Here is a 21346-nt window from a genome sequence, read left to right as displayed (position 1 = left end):
TTTTAGCGATCGCTCTCTTCACCAGTTATATATAGTTCTCTTGTACTACTCAAAACACACCTCTACTTAGCACTTTTCTCTATTTAGATGCGTTTGCCCTGGTCATTAGGGAGTTCAAGCCTCCTCAGACACCTTTGAATTGATAATGGAGGTTATGATGTGAAGATATTTTTGAGAGGTATATTTCTTAAACTTTTTTTGTTGAGAGCAGTTAATAAAGGCTAATTCAATTCCCTTTTCTAAACAAGCTTGAAACTTACGCTTATCATTATTTTGAATAGACGCTAGTTTTTCTGCCCCGTAAATTGGCTCGTAATGGAAAATACCATTTAATTCAAAAGCTAAATTTAGAGATGGAATGTATATATCAAGCTCTGCATTTATGGCATCTTTGCGATTGAAATGAATTTCTAATTCTGGATAAAGCTTTAAAAGCTGCTCTTCCAACCAATCTTCAAGCTTAGATCGTCTAGTTCCCTGATTTTTATGGCAATTTTTATAAGTTGCTGCACATGAATTTGAACAAAAATCGGGTTTGCCCTCTTGTAGTCGGTGTCTTTGTTTATAAAAAACCTCACCACAGTTACAACAAACTACTTCCTTCGCTAGGATTGGTTTTACAAATAACGGTAAGCCTGCTGCTTTCAAAGCATTATTCCAACTTCCAAATTTCCTGACAATTGTATTGTGTATTACTGGGCAAGAAATACTTTTATCTCTAACTTTATTTAAAGCAGGAACTACACCATAAGACTGATAGTATTCTTGGAACCATTTTATTAGTTGGTCTTGAGTGATTCTCATGACAAGCTTTTAAACGTCTCGCCATTTTACTATTAAATGGGGTGTATATCAATTAAGAAAAATTCATCAAGAATCGCTATACACCCAAAATTTGGGAAGCTGCCGAGAGGACGGTAAGCTGTCTCGAACGCAGGAGTGCAGTTAACAACTGTAAGGGTTCGACTCCTCCAGCTTCCGTCATTCAACTTGGAAGATGTCGCTAAATGGTCGGCAACCGGTCTTGAAAACCGGGGTAGGGTAACACCTAGGGGTTCGATTCCTCCATCTTCCGCTTTCCACCAGAAGCCGAAAAGTGAGGCGCTGTGCTGATAACACAGATACAGAAGGGGCAGTACCTTCCTGGTGGATTATGATTAAATCCAACTCAGCAAAACTACAATCGCCTTCATCTTAATTGAGCGAAGGTATTACATTACAGTTAGATTGCAGCGCTTACTGCCTATTCAGCTAAAATCTATCAAGTGAGCGCGCGAGGCCAACGAGATTGGACGACAATTATCAAACTTACCTAAATCGGGTAGCCAGAATGACGCTACCAGAAGCCTACAGATCCCAAGTTCAGCGTATCCAGGAATCTTCTAAATTCCAGCCAGATGCTACTGGATCGAGAAAAGCCGTACCATTTCCTGGCTACACACTAATTACCCCACCTGCGGTAGAAGCAACAGAAAACTCTGCTTTCTACGCTCAATTGCAAAGTTATCAGCAACAATTATTACAATTGTCTGCTGACAGTAATTTGATTGTACCTGTACCTTCTACTAGCTTTCATTTGACCTTAGCAGACTTAATTTGGGATAGTGCCTACCGTCATGCTTTTGAGGAAAACCCACAATTTGAACAAGACTTAAGTTCTTGCATCGCTAATATCTTTGAGGACTCTAAAAAATCTCTTAACGCCGACAGTCAACCAATATATTGGCAAGTACTGGGACTGATAGTCATGCCAAGAGCAATAGGAGTTTGTTTAGTACCACAGGATGAGCGTTGCTACGAACAGGTGATTAAATTTCGCCGCACTGTTTATCAAAATTCCCAGTTAATGGCTTTGGGTATTGAACAACATTATCACTTCACTGCCCATATTACATTAGCTTATTTTGGAGACATTTCACCCGAACTAGATAGGACAAATTTCAGTACACAGTTATCTGAATTGAATCAACAATGGCCGTTAAATTCACCAGACTTTTTCATAGATCGTGTGGAACTGAGAAAATTTGACGATATGACAAGCTATCAGCGTCAGCCAAATTGGCCAAGTTTAGTCATTAGTCAATAGTCATTAGTTAATGGTCAATAGTCAATAGTTATTAGCTTCTGTACTTTTGACTATTGACTGAGCATCAAATATTCTACAAAATCTATATTTTATATTTAAAATTCTGTTTGTTTATAAGCAAGATAAATCGCTTCTAAAAATACATCAGGTGCTACACTTACAGGTATTTGCTCTAAATTAATAATAGCTTGAACCTGTTGAGATAACTTCAAAGATAAAGAGGATTTAGCTCTAGGCGACATACCATTACGTCTTTGCAGATATTCTCGAATCACAGCAAAATCATCTGGTAATAATGCTGATAAATCGGCAATTTGCATTAGTTCTTCATAGAGTAACTTTGCTTGGTCAGAAATATTTAAAGTTGCTGAACCTATAGGTATTTGGTCTTGAATAACAATTGTAGATGCAGCGAAATCACCTAAGCGTTTTTCGTGATTACCCAACATAATTAAAAAAGCACCAATAAATAAAAATTCATCTAAAGGACGTAACAAACCACGTAAAGCAGCTTGTTGCAATCCAATTGGTCTACCATCATCGCGGATAACACGAATTTTCGCAAAGCGTTTACCAAGGGTTTGCCCTTGCCATAGGGTTTCAAAAAATACGAAATAACCTGTATAAATAGCAAAAGTAAGGATGAAAACGATCGCAATCATCCACAAAGCTAAATTAGAGCCAAAAACTGTTAACCAAAAATCTGCTAACTGTACTAAAATTACCCCAAAAATAACGTATATCAGCACTAAAATGAAAGCCAAAATATGATAATCAATAATCAAAGCCCAAGCACGATTACCAATTCCTGCAAGGGTAAATTCTAGTTCTACACTTTCTGGAGTGCGGAATTTTACACGATTAAAAAGGTGCATATGCAATTTAAAATTTTACGAAATGGCAGATAGCAGAAGATAGTTATTGATGAAAAAATTGTCATCGCCTGAGATAGGGACAGGGAGGACGGGGAGGAGTAATTAATTACTATTGACAGATGCCTAATGACTAATGAATGACTAATATTTAAATATCGCGATCGCGTAACTTTAAACCTAAGCCTTCACGCCGACTGCGCAAGTCGTAATAAATTACAGCTTTGATAGTTTGCCAAAATGGTACGATAGCTGCCCCACTAGCAAAACTTAAGGCTAATATCAGTAATATCATTAACACAGCCGCTGCCCAATTAGAACCCTGTTGCATCAAAGGCAGAAATATTAACTGAACAATCATAGTGAGAAGTTGCACCAGAATTTGAATAGGTACTGTAATCAAAAAGGCTACAAAGCTAATCAATACAATTCGCCAGACATAACCTTGAGTTAACTCCCAACTACGACCAATAGTAGAAGTCGCATCAACGTTATCCTCCACTGCAAGAGGTACATCTACTAAATAAAAACGTGTCAACAGCCATATAATTACGACAAGTGCTGCTAAACCTAAAACCAACGCCACTAAAGCTACAAGTAAACCAGCCGCAGGACTAGTTTGTTGACCTATCCCGCCCAATACTACAGCTGCTAAAGCACCGACTAAGACAAATATAAATGCAATTCCAAAGAAAATTCCCATACCTACAATCGACATTAGCAGCATTGTCATTAAAAACTGCCATAATCGGGTATTAACAAAACGTTCTCCAGTTGTAACACTTTCGGGTTGATCGACCAAATCGCCAAAAGCCAAGCGAGAAATCAGGGCGATTAAAGCATAAAACTTTGCCCAACCGTAAACGGGAACTAATATCCAAAGATAAGCTTTCAGTGCTAATAAATAGTATTCCTTGAGGTGAGAACGATACAATCGTATTCCTGCACTCACGACATTTCCTACACTTAGGGGTTGCATGGGGCTGGGAGAACCAAAATCACCAGACATGATGTTAAATTTTCCTTGCAAGTACGGAGATGAATTGAGGCTATCTTAAAGTACACTCAAGCGAATCCTCCTAAAATTTATGAATATTCAACGTTGGATTGCACGACGAGAAATATATTGGCAGCGTTTGGACAACCTTTTACGACAAGTAGAAAAAAAAGGGCTAAAATCACTACAAGCTGGGGAAATACGGGAATTAGCAAGTTTATATCGTTCAATCGCGGCGGATCTCGCCCGCGCCCGGACTCAGAAAGTCGGTAACACTTTGATACATAGTTTACAATCTTTAACAACTCGTGCCTATACCCAGATTTACCAAGGTTCACGACGACAAGAATGGCAAGCTGTAGTGGAATTTTACAAATGGGGATTACCAGCGGTAATACAGCAAACATTTGTATATATAGTGTTTGCTACTTCCTTGTTTTTGCTGGGGGGGTTAGTTGCTTGGTGGTATGCTTGGCAAGATCCTAGCTTTATGTCACTGATCGTACCTGAAAGCTTAATTTCTCGCGTGCGAGACGATCGCCAATTATGGATGGGTTCGATTGTGGGTATTGAACCTCTAGCATCCAGCAGTATTATGGTGAATAATTTGTCAGTTTCCTTTGGGGCTGTTGCTGGTGGGATGACAGCTGGCGCATATACAGCATATTTGATGATATTTAATGGCTTATTAATTGGTGCTATTGGTACTTTAGTAGGACAAAATCATCTCGCCTATCCCTTTTGGGCATTTGTGTTTCCGCATGGTTCTATAGAATTACCTGCCATCTTTTTGGCTGGTGGTGCGGGTTTTCTATTAGGAAAAGCGATTTTATTCCCTGGTAACTACCGTCGTCGTGATGCACTCAAGTTTTATGGTTCTCAAGCGGTGCAGTTAGTATATGGGATTGTGCCGATGTTAATCATTGCTGGTATTATCGAAGGTTTTTTCTCTCCTAATCCCAGCGTACCAGACGCTTTTAAGTATCTTGTTGGCATGGGATTGTTTATACTTTTGGTGATGTATTGTAGTCGCAAAAAATCCTAAAATTTAAAGATTATTGTTGATATATAGAGTACCAAACTCTTATGGGGAGTATCCCAGTTTTTATAAACGCCCACAGGCTATAAGCCGCTGGCTATAAATACGAAGCCTGCCCACGCAGACTTCGTATTTATAGCAATACCCTTCTAGAGTATTGATTAAAAAAGTGTGATGCTCATGTTCATAAAGAATTTTTGTAAGGATTATCTACTCAAGTATTGCTACGGATAGTTATCGAAATTATTACTATTTTCGTAATAATACTTATGTTTGAGTAACAATACTAATCACCGAAGTGCATTAAAAAGTAATAGTAAATAGTTGAAAATTAGGTGGACGAATTTAGAGACTTTCCAATATTAATGGATTAAGCCTGTAAAAGTTTTTATTTTCCTCAAATCAGAATAACTCATGAAAAATCAAATTTTTACTTCTCTCCTTGCTGCTATTACATTAGGAACTAGTATTTTATCTGGAAGTGCTTCTGCTAGTGCTTTTGATATCAAAAGCCGAAACCAAGCTCCCGATCCATTCAAAAGTATTCTTCAAGATTTTCGTGCTTTCGTTGGCGAAGAAGGTAAGACTTTAAGCCCTCAAACCATTCAAGCAAAACAAGTAGACCTTTCTAAACTACAACTCCAATTTGACCATGATGTAAACATTTTCTTTATTGGAGAAACTGCTGGCGGATACCGCAACCGTCTAGATTTTTCTGCAACTGGCTCCACAGTAGCTTCAGGGAAAATCTTTGGTGATACTTCTTGTAACACTGGAGATAAAAATTTCCTCAATTTTACTAAATTTTGCCCTAATGCCAACAATCCATTAGCCAATACAGTTGCACCTAATAGACCTTTAAATGTAGGTGATTGGGCAAGCATTGGCTCTATGAAAGCTGGTACTAAGTTGGACTTTTTGTTACACGCCAATGATATTAATGGTGGTATTACTGGTAAAGATAAAAAGGGAAATACTGTTAAAGGTGTTTGGAGTTTAAATCAAGCTTTGAACCCAGATGGTTTACAGCACGCCATTGCTTATTACTACAAAGATTTCTTAGTATTCGGTTTTGAAGATTTGTGGGGTGGTGGCGATAAAGACTATAACGATACAGTGTTCGCCATTGATATTGGTGCAGCAAACGCTCGTTATGTTGCTGGGATTACACCTGTACCAGAACCTTCCGCAACTTTGGCATTATTTGGGATTGCGGGGCTAGGTTTGTTTAATGTTCGTCGCCGCCGCAGTGCTTCAGTTGTTAAAGTTGATTCCGGGCTTTGAGTTGCAAGTATCTTTCAACTAATTGATCTGTAATCTGATGTGCTGGTGCATCAAGTACCAACACACCTTTTTGCTTCAATTGAGCGAATGCAACTTGTCGCTGTGCTAATAAATCTAAAGCTACCGCCCGCACATAAGCATCTGTAACATCTTCAGTTAAAGTATGCGCCCGCCGCTCAATTTGCGGATCGCGCAGAGTTACACAAAACGGGAGATAACGGGGGGCTAGGCGAGAAAGGGCGGCGAGAAGTTCGGTGGAGGCGGTGACATCAACTATGTCGGTAATTAATACTACTAATGCCCGCCTTGTTTGTTGTTGGACGACGCTGGTAACGGCTCCTAAATAATCAGATTCTAGCAATACTGGTTGAATTGGGGTGAGACGATCAATTAAATGAGGGAGGTAATTTTGACCGCGTTCTGGCGGAATCCACGTATGCATTTGCTTGTCGAATACGCCCACGCCGACGCGATCGCCTCGATGTAATCCGGCTAAGGCTAAAGATAAAGTAGCATTTAACCCCCAATCAAAGCGCTGCAAACCCTGCACTTTTGCTGTCATTAATCTTCCCCGATCCAGCAAAATCAACAGGGTTTGTTCTTGTTCTGGTTCTAAAACCCTGACTAAAGGTGTTGTATTTCCATAAGCGCCAACTTTGCGGGCGGTAGCTTTCCAATCAATTAAGCGCAAATCATCGCCAGTACGATAGTTACGCAGTTCAGCAAATTCTGTGCCAATTCCGATGCGGCGTTGGCGAATCGATCCAGATGATTGCACGGCGAGGCGAATGGAAAGCGATCGCAATCCCACTAAATCTGGATAAACTTTAACTGTCACTTTTTGGGGAATCTGCCAATCATCCCACGCTAACCCCCATAAACCTAACTGTCTTACCTGAATATTTCCCCAGTCAAATTCTCCTCGTTGTGTGGGGTGGACAGTATAAGTTAAGTCTTGAGTAGTATTGGCTGCTACATTTGCCCTCAGTTCTGATGCAGATACACCAAAGCCTGTAGGGTAGTAATCGCGGATTTCTATGGCAGCATTAGTATTTGCTGCGGTTACCCTGAGCACAACGGGGTTATCTCGGCCTATAGATAACCGTGATGGGAGTTCCCGGCTGATTTGCACGCGATCGCGTTTTACCCGCAAACCATCCACAACCATTAATCCTAATACCAGGACATCAAATAAAAGCGCGATCGCAATACTGGCGGGAATACCCAAAACCATAGCCAAGATAGGGGCGATGGCAATTCCTATCAGCAATAATAAATAAACTCTATTGGCTGGAACCATTTTTAATTAATCAACTATAGCGATAATTATCAGCAATTGCTGGCATTTTAAGCTAAACCTAGAGATTTTGCCAGTAATTACTCATTTAACAGCTATAGTAGTCAAATTATCTAATAATCATTAACATTAAAATAATTAATATAGAACTTAAATTTTGAGATGAAGTTTCTAATGTAGAGTCCGTTATTAATCCCCAAAATCCTCATAAATAGTGTGACATGCTGTCTCTCACACATCCTAATATATCAGATTAAAATTATTAATATAGGGCGATAATTTCGGTATACAGTAGTAAAAAAAACTTGCCAATTTAGTCAAAAATAATTATTAACTTTTGTCTCTAATATGCCATAATGTCACGAGTCAAAAGGTATTACCTAATTAGATACCCCTAAGTAACATAGGGATAAATTACTAATTTACTGTTAAGCAAGCTCTACATTTAGTTACCCAATCCTAAAGCAGAGCTTGGTTAGAAGATAGTAAATATTTTTAGGTATTTGTATAGTTTTGATACTGGAAATATTGACCAAGACCCAAGTTTTTTAAAATCTTTTACCAAGTAAATTTAGGAATATATGACAATGAATTTGTTGGATTTGGCAAATAATCCGGTGGATTTAAAATCTCATGCACTTAATCAGCCAAGTTTAGAGTTAATTGATATAGCTTATCCCCGTCCGCAATTGCAGCGTATTTCTACTACCGATGCGACGCGATCGCCTTGGCAAAATCTCAACGGTCAGTGGAAGTTCGCATTTGATGACCAAGGCAAATGCGCTCAACCAAGTGACCTCAAGCAATGGACACATGATATACAAGTTCCTTTTGCTCCCGAATCTATCAAAAGTGGGATTGGCGATCCAGGATTTCATGCTAATTGCTGGTATGAGCGAGAATTTACCACCCCAGAAGGTGAGGGTAGGTTATTACTGCACTTTGGCGCTGTAGATTATCGCGCTCGTGTTTGGGTGAACAATCTATATATTGGTGAACATGAAGGCGGACACACCAATTTCACAATGGATATTACCCATGTCTTAAATGACAGTGGTATCACAAAAGTCACAGTCTGGGCGCAAGACGATCCGCAAGACTTAGCCAAGCCTCGGGGAAAGCAGGATTGGCAGCTAGAACCCCACAGTATTTGGTATCCGCGCACAAGTGGGATTTGGCAGACAGTTTGGGTAGAACGTGTAGGTGTGACTTATATCGATCACATCCGTTGGACTCCCGATTTTGAACGTTGGGAAATTGGTTGTTATGCGGCGCTGGCAGGTGATACACCCGCAATGGGCGTACAAATGAAGATGAAATTAACTTTAGGCGATCGCATCCTGGCTAATGATATTTATGAAGTATTCAATGGCGAGGTTAACCGCCGCATTTCCCTTTCAGATCCAGGTATCGATGACTACCGTAATGAATTGTTATGGAGTCCAGAAAAACCGACCTTAATCAAGGCAGAGATTGAGTTATCTCATAACGGAAAATTATTAGATAAAGTAATATCTTATACAGCTTTGCGGACTGTGAGCATTCAACGCGATCGCTTTATGCTCAACGGTCGCCCTTACTATTTACGCTTGGTGCTAGACCAAGGCTACTGGGTTGATAGCTTAATGACTGCACCCGATGATTTAGCATTGCGGCGAGATGTGGAACTGGCAAAAGCGATGGGTTTCAACGGAGTTCGCAAGCACCAAAAAATAGAAGACCCACGATTTTTATATTGGGCAGATGTGTTGGGATTGCTAGTATGGGAGGAGATGCCAAGCGCTTATCGCTTCTCCCCCAGAGCAGTGGAACGTATGACCCATGAGTGGACAGAAGTTATTAAGCGTGATGCCAATCACCCCTGTATTGTTGCTTGGGTACCATTTAATGAGTCTTGGGGGGTGCCAAATTTAGTGGAGACACAAGCTCACCGGAACTATGTTTTGGCTATGTATCACCTCACCAAGACCCTCGATCCGACTCGTCCGGTGATTGGTAATGATGGTTGGGAAAGTACAGATACAGATATTCTCGCCATCCATGATTACGATACAAATCCCCAGCATTTAGCTCGTAGGTACGGGCCAGAAGTCCAGCTATCAGATTTATTTAATCGTCAGCGTCCCGGAGGCAGAATCCTCACACTGGATAACTATCCCCATCAGGGACAGCCAGTCATGCTGACCGAGTTTGGCGGTATAGCCTATGCGCCAGAAGAACAGCCTGATGCTGACAAAGCTTGGGGATATGAACGCTGCTGGAATCTCTCAGAGTTAGAAATCAAATACACTGCTCTGCTGGAAAGTGTGAATAACATCGATATGTTTAGCGGTTTCTGCTATACGCAATTTGCCGATACCTTCCAAGAAGCTAACGGGTTATTGTACAGCGATCGCACGCCGAAAATTCCCCTGGAGACGATACGCGCAGCCACCCTTTCTGGAGGATTATGTACTCCCACAAGTTGTTAAAGCCAGATGGACGCCAACTGACTTTATATAGTCGCTATCCAATTTCCCCAGATATTACAGCTACTAGTCCCAGTAATGAGCCAGTGCAAGCCAATCCCCACATGCGCTGGCACCCTTTGCGGGGGGAATGGGTAGCTTACGCTAGTCACCGTCAAGGGCGGACTTTTATGCCGCCGCCAGAATATAACCCCCTCGCACCCACCAGCGACCGAGAGTTTCCCACAGAACTACCCCCAGGGAAATATGATATTGCTGTGTTTGATAACCGCTTTCCCTCAATGGCGCTCACAGCACACAATCCACCAGCAAGTATTGTGGAAACCTTACCTGCTAATGGTGCATGTGAAGTAGTGGTTTTTACTCAAGACCCCCATACTTCCCTCAGTTCCTTGGAATTAGCTCACCTAGAATTGCTGTTACAAGTCTGGGGCGATCGCGATCGCGAACTCGGCGCAAATCCCCAAATTCAGTATGTTTTGCCCTTTGAAAATAAAGGTGTGGAGGTAGGGGTAACTTTACACCATCCCCACGGGCAAATTTATGCATATCCGTTTATACCACCAGTTCCCGCCAGAATTTTAGAAATGCAACGGCAATTTTATCAAGAACAGCAACGGGGTTTGTTAGCGGATTTAATTGCCAAAGAGATAGCCGATAACCAGCGTATTCTATATCAAGATGAAGATGCGATCGCCTTCGTCCCCGTCTGTGCGCGTTATCCCTACGAAGTATGGATTGCGCCTAAACAAGCAGTTCCTAACTTTCAAGACTTGAGTGCAAACCAACGTCAGGGATTAGCCAAAGCATTAAAAACCGTCACTCTTAAATATGATGGTTTGTGGAATCGTCCATTTCCCTATCTCATGGCTTGGTTTGGTGCGCCAACCGACGGTAAACCCCATCCAGAAGCCCATTTACACGCCCAGTTTTATCCACCCTATCGCACCAGTGACAGACTTAAGTACTTAGCAGGAACCGAACTCGCCGCCGGTATGTTTGCTAATGACGCCTTACCAGAGGAAAAAGCCAAGGAGTTACAAGCGGTGGCGGTGAATATCGAAATGCCAATTTCCGCATAAAGCGAGAGTACATAGATAAAACAAGCGCATCTGTCTAGAGATGCGCTGATTACGCTTGTTATATATGGTGCATCATCTTTATAGCAATTTGAAAAAAGAATGTGACAGATGGTAGGGGCATGGCAGTGCCATGCCCTCTAGAATATATTGATGTGTGTAGTACAAAATATAACTATATTAAGCAGAGTAAAGAGAAAGAGCAAAAATCTTTTTCCCTACAAAAATTTACATATTGCTGATGCATTATCAACCATTAACTGCATAGCTTTTCTATCTAATCAATGTTTATTTTGCGTATATTCCACATAATTTATGTGTTATTACTGATGGCAAATACGCATATAAGCTGATGATAATAAATGTTGGTTATTGTCAAAGACATAAGGGAACTTCAAAAAATAAACAACAGCCTCATGTCTTTGACTGTTGACTGTTGGCAGTGAACTGTCAAAGGTAAACAAACCAACCTCTAGCAAAAGAATCTTCTTTTGTACTGACACAATTACCCCAAAACTCTAATTCTCAAATCTAATATGAGTATGACCTCTTGGTTTCGTAGACTCTCTGCTATTGCTTTCGCTATTATCGTTAGCTTAACGTTCTCTACATTACCTGCTAACGCTGCCGTTTCAAGGGATTACGATAAGTTGCTGATAACTAACGCATGTGTTAACTGCGATTTATCAGGAGCCGATTTATCGAATAAAGATTTATATGGTAGCGCTCTCAGTGGCGCAAATCTATCAAAGGCTAATCTCTCTGGTGCTTTACTCAATGATGCAAAACTCGAAGGAGCTAACCTAACGGGAGCCAATTTATCGGGAGGCATCCTCATGGGAACAAACTTTTCGCAGGCTAATCTAACAGAGGCTAATCTAGCTGATGCAGATTTATATAATGCTCTGATGAGTCGTACAAGGCTATCAAACGCCAATCTCACCTCAGCCGATTTAACAGATGCGATTCTCTCTGATGCAGATTTGTCTAATGCATCGCTGAAAAATGCCAAGCTAAGGGGAGTAATTCTCTCTCGTGCTAATCTATCGGGAACAGATTTGTCCAATACTGAAATGAGAAGATCAAGGTTATCAGATGCCAACCTTAACCAAACTAAGCTAGTTGGTGCAAATCTGGCTAATGCTCTGATGCCCGATGGAACTACCTATAATGGAAATGTTACTCAGTTTGGTGCCTATCAGTAAGCTGAGAAAATCTCAGAATTAACCATAAAACATCAGGTGGGTTAGCAAAATTTGCAAACCACCTGACTATGTATATTTCAGACATCAAATATGAATCTTATATATATATTTCTAAGTTGTTTGATGATTCATAATTATACAAAGCACCAAAATTATATAATAGCAATAGTTTACCTTCTGCCTTCTGTATTTTACTATAACTTTTCTTCAACTTTTATCGCTCATTTTAAGGCTAATAATTTATTACTGAATTCTGAGAGTTGAAGTTGAACCCAATTACCACCCCTAGCTGTGCATTCGGGACAAATATCACCATAACCGTCGCCTTGGTCATTACATACGATCAATCTTGCTGCCAGCATCTGAAAAGTTTGGTGACAAATTAAACACACTTGACTGCTTTTTTCCGTATTACATTCTATTTGAAATTTCATGTTTATTATCCTGGTTAAATGCATTTAAATAAATTTATAAATAACATACGCTTTGAGGCATTTGGTATCTATAAGATAAAGTGAATTATGTAAATATAAGCCTGGCTACCAATAAACGATCGCAGTTTGGAAATGCTGAGTTTCGGTAGAGAAAGCACTTCTCCCACGCCAATTAAATGAATGTGTGCGCCTGTTCCTGGTTGCTCAAAGGTGATGGGAATTTTGACTGTTAACCATTAACAGCCAACGACCTCAGAAATGAGCCAATGAATATGATTCAACACCCTACTTAATTGTTGAATATTCTCTGCCTATATACAGATGGAATTTGCCACCAAGGTACATGGGGATATTCATGATGTTCTTCATGATAACCAAAGTGATAGCAAGCAATGAATGACCAAAAAATTGGCAATGCAATTGTTTGGCTGCAATGGGGATAAATGTACCCTGCTTCTGGTTTTCGATGCGGCAGATAGGTTCCAAAATAAAACAGTTGCATGGAACTTAAAATTGGCGGAATAATCCAAAATAAAATAAGATTTATTTCCGAAACATGAAAAATGTATTTAGCTAAATTAAATACGATACTTAGCAGTATTAGCTGTTGCCAACTAGAATATTCTAGCATGAAGCGAAAATACCATAAAATTCCATTTTCTTGGTTAGCATTATGAAAATCAGGGTCAAATTCGCTTGCCGGATGACGATGATGCAACCAATGTTTTTTTAACATTTTTTGATATGGGAACCAAGCATAAAGTGCTACAGTTAGCGACCCGATAAAATTATTGATTTTCGGATTTGTGCGAAAAACAGATCCATGCATAGCATCATGTGCAGTAATGAATAGACCTGTATAAAGAAACATTTGCCAAACTATCGCGAGTGGTATCGACAAAATTGGGAGCTTGGCATAGTTAATACTAAGTAATAAAGCTAAACTACCTACCCATAGACTAATAATCACAATAGCAATTACCAACCCGTAAATACTATCTTGTTTAGTAGTAAATTGCTCAATTTCCACATAATAGCTAAGTGGTCTCTCACAAATATTCAAGCCGATACCCCTTTTTGTTTCACAGGTTAAATTAGAAAAATAATTTTTTTTAGCTAGTTTGATTAAATGTTCAAGTATTTTTTAGCAAAATCAATGACTTTATTCTCTAATTTAATATCTCTATTTTATCAATACAAATATTGTCTCGTTTCTATCTTTAGGTGCAAAAATACCATAAGCTATTTCTAACCTAAAGACTAATAAAGTAATAGAGGAGGGAAAATTGGCTAACAGTTGGTATTGCTAAAGCCTAATTTAGGCATAAAAAATCTAGAACAACATAATGTAGTCCACAAAATATTTATAAATCAAACTTAAATATAGCAATCTTATTTCAGTTGTGAAAATATCGGTTTTGGCTGTTGAGTGTTAACGGTTAACAGCCAAGAACCCTACATGTAATATTTCACAAATCCTCAACAGATTGCTATATATCGTTTTTGGTGCTATTGCCAAACGTGCCTAATAATTCATCTAAATTTGGGTATTGAGGTTGCCAACCTAATTTTTGTCTTGCTACCTACAAAACATCTTCTACAAGTTCTCGATGTCCATTAGATAGGTTATCTCAAACAACTACCTCATAACCTGTATTTTTGAGGTCTAATACCGCATTGGAGCCAATATATCCGGCTCTTCCTGTGACTAAAATAGTGTTTGTCATTTGTTAGTTGTTAGTTTTCATTGGGAATTGGTTATCTTCTTCTTTATCTTCCTTTCCTTCTCTTTTAGGTTCTTTCTTCCAAATAGCGAGAAATGGCACTATCAAGGTGTGGCATTAATTCACCTCGACTGCTACCGAGAACGCTGTAGACTGGGCGGGGAGCGATGAAACCTAGTTCTTGGCTAGGCACAGAAATTAGACTGTTAACACTTACACCGGCTTTTTTTGCGGCTAACCTTGCCAAGTCTGCCCAAGCGACAGCGCCTTTATTCGCTAAGTGCCACAAACCATTTTCGCCATCAATTAGCAAATCAAGGCTGGTATGAACCAGATCTGGTACGTAAGTAGGCGAGACGATCGCATCTTCTGCGGCGACAAAAGTGTTACCTGCTGCTAATTGGCGTAGGGCAATGGTGACGAAGTTGTATTCATCCCAGGGGCCGAAAAATGCACTGGTGCGAATTACCAATGATGCTGGATAAGCCTGCAATACTAGCTTTTCTGCTAAAACTTTGCTACATCCATAAACATTAAGAGGTGCAACGTTATCAGTTTCCACATAAGGATTAGAGACAGCACCATCAAATACTAAATCTGATGAAAAAGTTAACAGCGCCACATGATTTTGAGCGCAAGCCGCAGCTAAAATTGCTGGGCCTTCAGCGTTTACCTTTAAACAAATATGGGGTTCGCGTTCGGCATCGTCTACTCGCACGTATCCCGCAGCGTTGACAACTGCCCAAGGTTGTAACTCAGCCAGAACTTTATCGATAGAAGCAGAATTGGCAATGTCCATGTCTTGGCGTGTCAACAGGCGATAAGAGATGCCTCTGACTTCGCACAACCTCGCAAAAGCCCTACCCAGAGTACCTGTGGCTCCAAGGATCGCCAAGGGACGAGGGGGTAATTTAGAAACCAATTCCCTCATGCTGTGCCCACAACTAACAGCTGGATAACCTAAGCGCTCTTGGCGATGCCACCATCCTGGGGTTTCGAGTATTGGGTGATTGGGTTTATGTCCTGCGGCTAAATCTTGCGCCATTTTAGCGATCGCTGTTTTTCTCGGACGCAGCGATTCTCCAGAGGAGACGCTACGCGATCGCAAATCAAATGCGCCTGACTCGTAGTATCCGACACAACGAGTTAGTAAACTATTCCAATCGTAGCTGCCCAGAAGTGCCCAAACTGTTACCGCACGAACATCTGCCCCCTGTTCTCGTAGTTCTTGGGCGGCATTCCAAACCTCATGGAGCCAGCGTAACTGTTCTTCGCGGGTGCAACTGAGGTGAACTTCGGTGACAGCTAGGGGCAGCTGATAGCGTTCCCATGTCTCTTTGAGCAAGGTATAAGGGCCTGCCAAACCTTCAGCACAGACTCGCACGGCTTCCACATCTGCATAGTTGTCTCGCCCATTACCGCCATGCGTCCAAGCGGGATAATTTTCTAAATGCTCATCTAAAAAGCGATCGCTTGTGAGGTAATGATTAATACCAATTATGTCAGGGGGACAGGGATTTTGTAAAAATACCTCCAGTTCCGCTTCACTGACACCACATTGAAGCAAGTAATCCCACATGGAATGAGTTGAGTTAATGCGACCACACAATAAATCGAAACTCATCCAGCGGCGCTCATTCTCGAATTCTGCTTGATAAGAGAGTTGAGGTGTACTGTAAATCTTACCCAAATCCTCCGTTTGTACCAGTTGGGCATCGGGGTTAACTTCGCGTATAGCTTGCATCGAAAGTGCGATCGCTCGACATTGTCCTAATAAAGCACGAGCGAAAGTTAAATTGTCCCTGCCGTGAGGATACCAGTGTCCATACATGCCACTGAATCTTGCTGTTGTTAGTGGTTCATTTATAGGTGTGTAATATGTTACCCAAGGATAGTGTTCTGCTACTGCACAGGCAAAAGCTGCTAATTTCTCCGGAAATTCCGGGTCTATCAAGCTCGTATCCCGCGGCCCGCTGCCATGATGCACTAAGCCCACAATCGGACGAATACCGAGTTCGCGCAAGCGTTCCAATCGTTCATCCGCCCACGACCAATCAGCATTCTCTAAACCATTGGGAGCTATACGTTCCCACAGCACAGGATAGCGAATCGCCTGTATCCCCAGTTCAGCGAATAAATCTAGGTCATCCAAGCGCGTTGCATGACCATTGCGTTCTAACTGATCGAAATACTCGTCACCCACACGATTAACCGTACACTCTACACCAGCCCACACTTCTAGGGGAAGTTGTGATTTTCTAGCGTTCGGTGTCGATTGAAAAGCAGAAGCCATAATTTAACACTCAAGCTGATATTTGGTTTTTTAAGAAAGTCTGTATTATGTAGGGTGTGTTATGCCCCAGGCTAAAGCACCGCACCATCTAAGATTTTTAGGGTGCGTTATGGACACGTAACGCACGAAAATTTCGGATGGTGTGTTGCTCTAAGTGACAACACACCCTACTTACTTACAAATTAATTAAGCCTTCACGGCAATTTGCTTGTACACGGAGAGTGCCTGAGCAACACATTGATCCATGTTGTAGTACTTGTAGGTTGCTAGCCTGCCAACAAAATATACTCCTGATGTAGTATCTGACAGCATCTTATACTGCTTGTACATTTCGTTATTTTCCGGACGCGGTACAGGGTAGTAAGGATCGCCTTCAGCCTTGGGAAACTCATATACAATACTAGTTTTATTGTGTTCCTGACCAGTCAAGTACTTAAACTCTGTCACGCGAGTATAAAGGTGTTCGTTCGGGTAGTTGATGACTGGCGCAGGTTGAAACACAGCGGTGTTGTGTGTCTCATGCTTAAAATCAAGCGATCGATATGGGAGTTTGCCGTAGCGATAATCAAAGAATTCATCTACCGGGCCTGTGTAAACCATCTCGCGACAAGGAATGGCTTTGTGAATCTCCCGGTAATCTGTGTTTAGCATTACCTTGATATTTGGGTGATTGAGCATATTCTCAAACATCCGGGTAAAGCCATGCAGTGGCATTGCCTGGTAAGTATCTGTAAAATAACGATTGTCGCGGTTATTGCGTGTGGGTATCCGAGCAATTACTGATTTATCAAGTTCCGATGGATCGAGTCCCCATTGTTTGCGGGTATAACCCCGGAAAAACTTTTCATACAGTTCTCGACCAATTTTACTTACTACTACATCCTCGCTGGTGCGGATTTGTTCGATGGGTTCGGCAAGAGATTTGTAAAACTCCTGTACCTCCAGGGAATTGAGGTTCATCCCATACAACTTATTGATGGTGTCGAGGTTAATGGGAATGGGAACTAGTTGACCATCTACACTTGCAAGAACCCGATGTTCGTAAGACCGCCACTGAGTAAAGCGTGAGAGGTATTCAAAGACTTCGCGGGAGTTGGTGTGGAAGATATGAGGGCCGTATTTATGTACGAGAACCCCATGCTCGTCATAATGGTCGTAAGCATTGCCACCAATGTGATTGCGCTTGTCTACAACCAGCACTTTTGTACCAGACTGAGTTGCTAAACGTTCGGCAATGACGCTACCAGAAAACCCCCCACCAACAATCAGATAATCAAAAAGAAAGTCTCTGGTAATGATATTTGGTGCTTGGGTACTGGCTGCACCTTTAGAGTTAATTTTGTCTTCACTATCACGGGCGGCGATCGCCGAATCGATCAGTTTCATCATCGAAGCCCAAGTCCGATCCCAAGAAATCTTCTCTAAAAAATTATCTACCCGACTCAACCATTCTGATGTTCTGGTGTCCTCTTGCATTGCTTGTTCGGCGGCGGTGACAAACTCAGAAACCGTATCTGCAATTCGTACCAGTTTCAAATCTCCGTAAGGACGCACCACATCGCGAATTGAGGTAGATACTACAGGTCTCCCGGCTGCAAGATACTCTGGGGTTTTGGTCGGGCTAATAAAGCGTGTTGACTCATTACGCGCAAATGGCAACATTGCTAAATCCCACCCTGCTAAATATGCAGGTAGTTGTTTATAGTCTCTACCACCGAGATAATGTATATTCTCTCCTTGTGGTAGGGATGCGGGATCGATTTTGACAATAGGCCCAATAATGACTAAATGCCAATCTGGACGGGCTTTTGCAATCCCAGCTAGCAGTTCGATATCCATCCGTTCATCTATCACGCCAAAAAACCCTAGGCGAGGATGGGGAATATGGGCTTGGTCTGCTGGTTCTGCAATAGTTCTTGCTTGGGCAAAGTGGGGGACATCTACACTGCTAGGAAATGCATAAACGTTGAGATGTTGGTTTACCTTACTTTCGTAAAGGCTTTGTCCGCCTGTAAATACTAGGTCTGCAATGCGGAATAGTTCGGCTTCGTAATTTTTTAATGTAGGTGATGCGCCTTTGAATGCCGACAATTCATCCATGCAATCGTAGACGACGGCTTGGGGTTGCAAGTGGCGAGTAAATGCGATCGCCATTGGTGTGTAATACCAACAAATATATTTGTTGATTTTATGCTCGCTAAATAAACCATCAATTAAAATTTGTAAATCTGCATTGATTCTTTCTTCAGTTAAACCTTGTGGTAGATGTGGTACAACTACAATAACTCCACTAGCATCTTCGTTGATATCTAACCTTCCCAAAGGATCGGAGGAAAAAATTGGTTCTTCAATCAAGAAAACTCGTTTTCCTTGAGCGCAACGACTTAAAAGATGTTGTGGCCTTTGATATACGAAATTCCAGCGTAAATGAGATAAGCAGATTATATCTGGTGTATCTTTAAAGGTTTGAGTGAGTTGGCTCTTTTTATTTGATGAAGTTGTATTTAGCAGTGATGTCCCTGATGATTGTGTCTGTTCTATCTGCGATCGCTTAGCTTTACCTTGCTTTGGCGAAATAATATTGCTAACACCGTTGCTGTTAACTTTAGCTTTTTCACTGACCATAGATGCTCTCAGTATTTAAATTATTAATTCTCACTAGCCAATCGCTAATACCTTTCCTTTCTCAGGCAGCACCAAACTCATTTTCAAGTAATGCAACATAGTTTGGCTGATTTACCTATGGAATCGGTATAATCATTACTTGGTTGAATTAATCATAAATTACTATTATTTTTCACAAATATCATCTACCTAAATAAATATAATACGCAGTTTATAGATTAATTCTTCAGTATTAGTTATTTATCCAAAAATTGATATTATTGACGACTGGTTTTAGCTAGCACATCAACTCCTGTTAATCTTGAATTATTGCCAATTTATAATTATTCCAATAGCAATAAATTACAGCTAATATTTTGCTAAATTGCTGTAAAAAGTAGGTTAATTAATAAATATGAAGCGTCATGAAATTGTTCAAAACCCTTGAACTAAAAATATTTAGTAAGGAAAACTTTAACTGCTTATGGACAATAAGCAGCCTAAGAACCTACCTGATCTACTTTGATAAACAAGCGATCGCCTTACAATAGATCTAAAAGCATAGCTGTACGACAAGGAACAGTTACTGCTAATTGTAAGTCTAGATGAATATATTTATTTTCGTCTGCCCGGTTTCGTACATAAAAATTTTCTATTGTTGCATAACAATTGCATTTTATTTAATTTATTGGGCAATTTTTAAGTTATATTGTTGCATTTAACACATTAATTTGTAACAATGATTGCTCAAAATTAGTCAATCAAGCAATTTCATTGAACATAAATTAGATACTTTTAGGACTTACGCAAAAGTCACGGAATTACGTCATTACGAGCTAAGGGAGGTAATCGCCTGATATTCTGGGATTGCTTCCCTAAAATTCGTTCCGGTCGCAATGACAAATTTTGCTTGCGTAAGTCATGAAGAACCATATTTCTCAGGCTCTACTAGGCTAAGTTCCAATTCAAGTTTAATTTGTAATTTTGAATTATTCATATTGGTTTTTATAAAAACGATTATAAATTTCAACCTATTGATAGATAACAATTATAGCTTAATAATTATTCTAAGCGCGGAATTTATTCGTATATTTAGCCACAAATAATGGGGGAATTGATATATATATTTTCTCTATCTTAGGTTAGGTGAAACCATTTTTATTAATGCATAATATCCTTGTATTGGGATTAACAAAAATCAGGCGATCGCTTCTGTTGGCGTCAATCAATAAAGCGATAATTTTGCTCTTCATCGTTCTCCAAAGCAGTAGATATCGCCCAAACGAAATACAGTCATGATTCCTACAGAAATTTAGATGGCTTTGGAGTAGAGAAAACCTATTAATATTTATTTCTCAAACATAGGTTTTTGACTAGCGAACATTATTGCATCAACATCCATACAATTAACAGGAGAAAAAGTGATGGAAAACGTCAATCAGGCAAAAATGATAGATCGTTACATTTCTTTAGTTATCGGCATTAGTTATTTACTTTTAGGTTTAGCTGGATTTATTCCAGCGTTAGTTTCATTACCAGGCTCAAACGCATCTTATGTGCCGCTGGATGAAGCTGCTGGGGCTTATTCTGCTGGGTTTGGTTATCTTTTTGGCTTAATTCCCACTAATTTCTTGCACAATATTGTTCGTTGCTCTGTAGGATTATTAGGCATTAGTGGTTACAACAATTACACTACTGCACGGCTATTCAATCGGAGTTTTGCAATTGCTTATGCATTGTTAGCCATCATGGGATTGTTGCCTTTTGCGAAGACATTTTTTGGTTTAATGCCAATATTCGGTAATAATGTTTTACTAAATGCATTAGCTGCGATCGCAGCTGCTTATTACAGTATTGTCATACCAGCAAAAATTATGGGTGTTAACGTCTCAGAAAATATTTAAATTTTCTAACTAAATGCAGTTACACCTGATTTAATCTAAAACTACAGATAGACGCAAATG

At 40.3% G+C, this 21346-nt stretch carries 15 protein-coding genes and 1 pseudogene; 7 read left to right on the top strand and 9 right to left on the bottom strand.

The annotated features are described in order from the left end of the window. Positions 1-114: 114 nt before the first annotated feature. Positions 115-804, bottom strand: a complete 690-nt coding sequence (locus H6G41_RS28060; protein ID WP_190750792.1) for a homing endonuclease associated repeat-containing protein — start codon at positions 802-804, stop codon at positions 115-117. Positions 805-1330: 526 nt separating this feature from the next. Between H6G41_RS28060 and H6G41_RS28055 the strand changes: the two genes are divergently transcribed. After that, positions 1331-2086 carry a DUF1868 domain-containing protein gene (locus H6G41_RS28055; protein ID WP_242038078.1) on the top strand — a complete coding sequence of 252 codons (756 nt, stop codon included), beginning with the start codon at positions 1331-1333 and terminating at the stop codon, positions 2084-2086. 95 nt (positions 2087-2181) lie between these two features. Here the strand turns inward: H6G41_RS28055 and H6G41_RS28050 are convergent, their stop codons facing one another. Further along, positions 2182-2961 (bottom strand): RDD family protein, encoded by a 780-nt coding sequence (locus H6G41_RS28050; RefSeq protein ID WP_190750788.1) that lies wholly within the window; start codon positions 2959-2961, stop codon positions 2182-2184. A gap of 148 nt (positions 2962-3109) precedes the next feature. Then, on the bottom strand, positions 3110-3967 hold the full coding sequence (locus H6G41_RS28045) for a DUF975 domain-containing protein (RefSeq protein ID WP_190750786.1): 858 nt from the start codon (positions 3965-3967) through the stop codon (positions 3110-3112). A gap of 79 nt (positions 3968-4046) precedes the next feature. Here H6G41_RS28045 and H6G41_RS28040 point away from each other — a divergent pair, with 79 nt between their 5' ends. Together H6G41_RS28040 and H6G41_RS28035 are read left to right on the top strand one after the other, a co-directional pair. Continuing rightward, positions 4047-5000 carry a stage II sporulation protein M gene (locus H6G41_RS28040; RefSeq protein ID WP_190750784.1) on the top strand — a complete coding sequence of 318 codons (954 nt, stop codon included), beginning with the start codon at positions 4047-4049 and terminating at the stop codon, positions 4998-5000. Between the two features lie 408 nt (positions 5001-5408). Next, a complete protein-coding gene (locus H6G41_RS28035; RefSeq protein ID WP_190750782.1) occupies positions 5409-6278 on the top strand; it encodes a DUF4114 domain-containing protein in 870 nt (289 codons plus the stop codon). Here the strand turns inward: H6G41_RS28035 and H6G41_RS28030 are convergent. Continuing rightward, positions 6256-7578: a DUF58 domain-containing protein gene (locus tag H6G41_RS28030; protein WP_190750780.1), complete on the bottom strand. Its 1323-nt coding sequence runs from the start codon at positions 7576-7578 to the stop codon at positions 6256-6258. The two genes, H6G41_RS28035 and H6G41_RS28030, sit on opposite strands and share 23 nt — an antisense overlap. Positions 7579-8162: 584 nt before the next feature. Between H6G41_RS28030 and H6G41_RS28025 the strand changes: the two genes are divergently transcribed. The 3 genes from H6G41_RS28025 (at position 8163) to H6G41_RS28015 (ending at position 12327) form a co-directional block, all read left to right on the top strand. Further along, the gene (locus tag H6G41_RS28025; protein WP_190750778.1) at positions 8163-10046 is read left to right on the top strand and encodes a glycoside hydrolase family 2 protein; all 1884 of its coding nucleotides are present in this window, start codon (positions 8163-8165) and stop codon (positions 10044-10046) included. Next, positions 10025-11125, top strand: a complete 1101-nt coding sequence (gene galT / locus H6G41_RS28020; protein ID WP_190750776.1) for a galactose-1-phosphate uridylyltransferase — start codon at positions 10025-10027, stop codon at positions 11123-11125. Before H6G41_RS28025 ends, galT begins: the two co-directional genes overlap by 22 nt. Positions 11126-11664: 539 nt before the next feature. Then, a complete protein-coding gene (locus H6G41_RS28015; protein ID WP_242038077.1) occupies positions 11665-12327 on the top strand; it encodes a pentapeptide repeat-containing protein in 663 nt (220 codons plus the stop codon). A 221-nt stretch (positions 12328-12548) separates the two neighbouring features. Here the strand turns inward: H6G41_RS28015 and H6G41_RS28010 are convergent, their stop codons facing one another. From H6G41_RS28010 to glf, 5 genes and pseudogenes are all read right to left on the bottom strand, one after another. Next, positions 12549-12761 carry a hypothetical protein gene (locus H6G41_RS28010; protein ID WP_190750772.1) on the bottom strand — a complete coding sequence of 71 codons (213 nt, stop codon included), beginning with the start codon at positions 12759-12761 and terminating at the stop codon, positions 12549-12551. 289 nt (positions 12762-13050) lie between these two features. Continuing rightward, positions 13051-13824, bottom strand: coding sequence for a beta-carotene ketolase CrtW (crtW, locus tag H6G41_RS28005; protein ID WP_190750770.1), 774 nt, complete (start codon positions 13822-13824; stop codon positions 13051-13053). A 571-nt stretch (positions 13825-14395) separates the two neighbouring features. After that, a pseudogene (locus H6G41_RS28000) lies at positions 14396-14488 on the bottom strand (NAD-dependent epimerase/dehydratase family protein); the annotation flags it as partial. 64 nt (positions 14489-14552) lie between these two features. After that, entirely contained in the window at positions 14553-16778 is a 2226-nt protein-coding gene (locus H6G41_RS27995) for a family 1 glycosylhydrolase (protein ID WP_190750768.1), read from the bottom strand. Between the two features lie 186 nt (positions 16779-16964). Beyond that, the gene (glf, locus tag H6G41_RS27990) at positions 16965-19403 is read right to left on the bottom strand and encodes a UDP-galactopyranose mutase (protein WP_190750766.1); all 2439 of its coding nucleotides are present in this window, start codon (positions 19401-19403) and stop codon (positions 16965-16967) included. A gap of 1403 nt (positions 19404-20806) precedes the next feature. Between glf and H6G41_RS27985 the strand changes: the two genes are divergently transcribed. Further along, entirely contained in the window at positions 20807-21286 is a 480-nt protein-coding gene (locus H6G41_RS27985) for a DUF4383 domain-containing protein (protein ID WP_190750764.1), read from the top strand. Positions 21287-21346 lie beyond the last annotated feature (60 nt).

This window comes from Tolypothrix sp. FACHB-123 (genome assembly GCF_014697075.1).
Taxonomy (GTDB): Bacteria; Cyanobacteriota; Cyanobacteriia; order Cyanobacteriales; family Nostocaceae; genus Aulosira.
The sequence above is the reverse complement of the archived record's forward strand: the minus strand, read 5'-3'. Positions and strand labels throughout refer to the sequence as shown.

What these genes read in the sequence shown, in the direction of transcription:
- H6G41_RS28060 (WP_190750792.1), bottom strand. Translation starts at nt 804, where the DNA reads ATGAGAATCACTCAAGACCAACTAATAAAATGGTTCCAAGAATACTAT.
- H6G41_RS28055 (WP_242038078.1), top strand. Translation starts at nt 1,331, where the DNA reads ATGACGCTACCAGAAGCCTACAGATCCCAAGTTCAGCGTATCCAGGAA.
- H6G41_RS28050 (WP_190750788.1), bottom strand. Translation starts at nt 2,961, where the DNA reads ATGCACCTTTTTAATCGTGTAAAATTCCGCACTCCAGAAAGTGTAGAA.
- H6G41_RS28045 (WP_190750786.1), bottom strand. Translation starts at nt 3,967, where the DNA reads ATGTCTGGTGATTTTGGTTCTCCCAGCCCCATGCAACCCCTAAGTGTA.
- H6G41_RS28040 (WP_190750784.1), top strand. Translation starts at nt 4,047, where the DNA reads ATGAATATTCAACGTTGGATTGCACGACGAGAAATATATTGGCAGCGT.
- H6G41_RS28035 (WP_190750782.1), top strand. Translation starts at nt 5,409, where the DNA reads ATGAAAAATCAAATTTTTACTTCTCTCCTTGCTGCTATTACATTAGGA.
- H6G41_RS28030 (WP_190750780.1), bottom strand. Translation starts at nt 7,578, where the DNA reads ATGGTTCCAGCCAATAGAGTTTATTTATTATTGCTGATAGGAATTGCC.
- H6G41_RS28025 (WP_190750778.1), top strand. Translation starts at nt 8,163, where the DNA reads ATGAATTTGTTGGATTTGGCAAATAATCCGGTGGATTTAAAATCTCAT.
- galT (WP_190750776.1), top strand. Translation starts at nt 10,025, where the DNA reads ATGTACTCCCACAAGTTGTTAAAGCCAGATGGACGCCAACTGACTTTA.
- H6G41_RS28015 (WP_242038077.1), top strand. Translation starts at nt 11,665, where the DNA reads ATGACCTCTTGGTTTCGTAGACTCTCTGCTATTGCTTTCGCTATTATC.
- H6G41_RS28010 (WP_190750772.1), bottom strand. Translation starts at nt 12,761, where the DNA reads ATGAAATTTCAAATAGAATGTAATACGGAAAAAAGCAGTCAAGTGTGT.
- H6G41_RS27995 (WP_190750768.1), bottom strand. Translation starts at nt 16,778, where the DNA reads ATGGCTTCTGCTTTTCAATCGACACCGAACGCTAGAAAATCACAACTT.
- glf (WP_190750766.1), bottom strand. Translation starts at nt 19,403, where the DNA reads ATGGTCAGTGAAAAAGCTAAAGTTAACAGCAACGGTGTTAGCAATATT.
- H6G41_RS27985 (WP_190750764.1), top strand. Translation starts at nt 20,807, where the DNA reads ATGGAAAACGTCAATCAGGCAAAAATGATAGATCGTTACATTTCTTTA.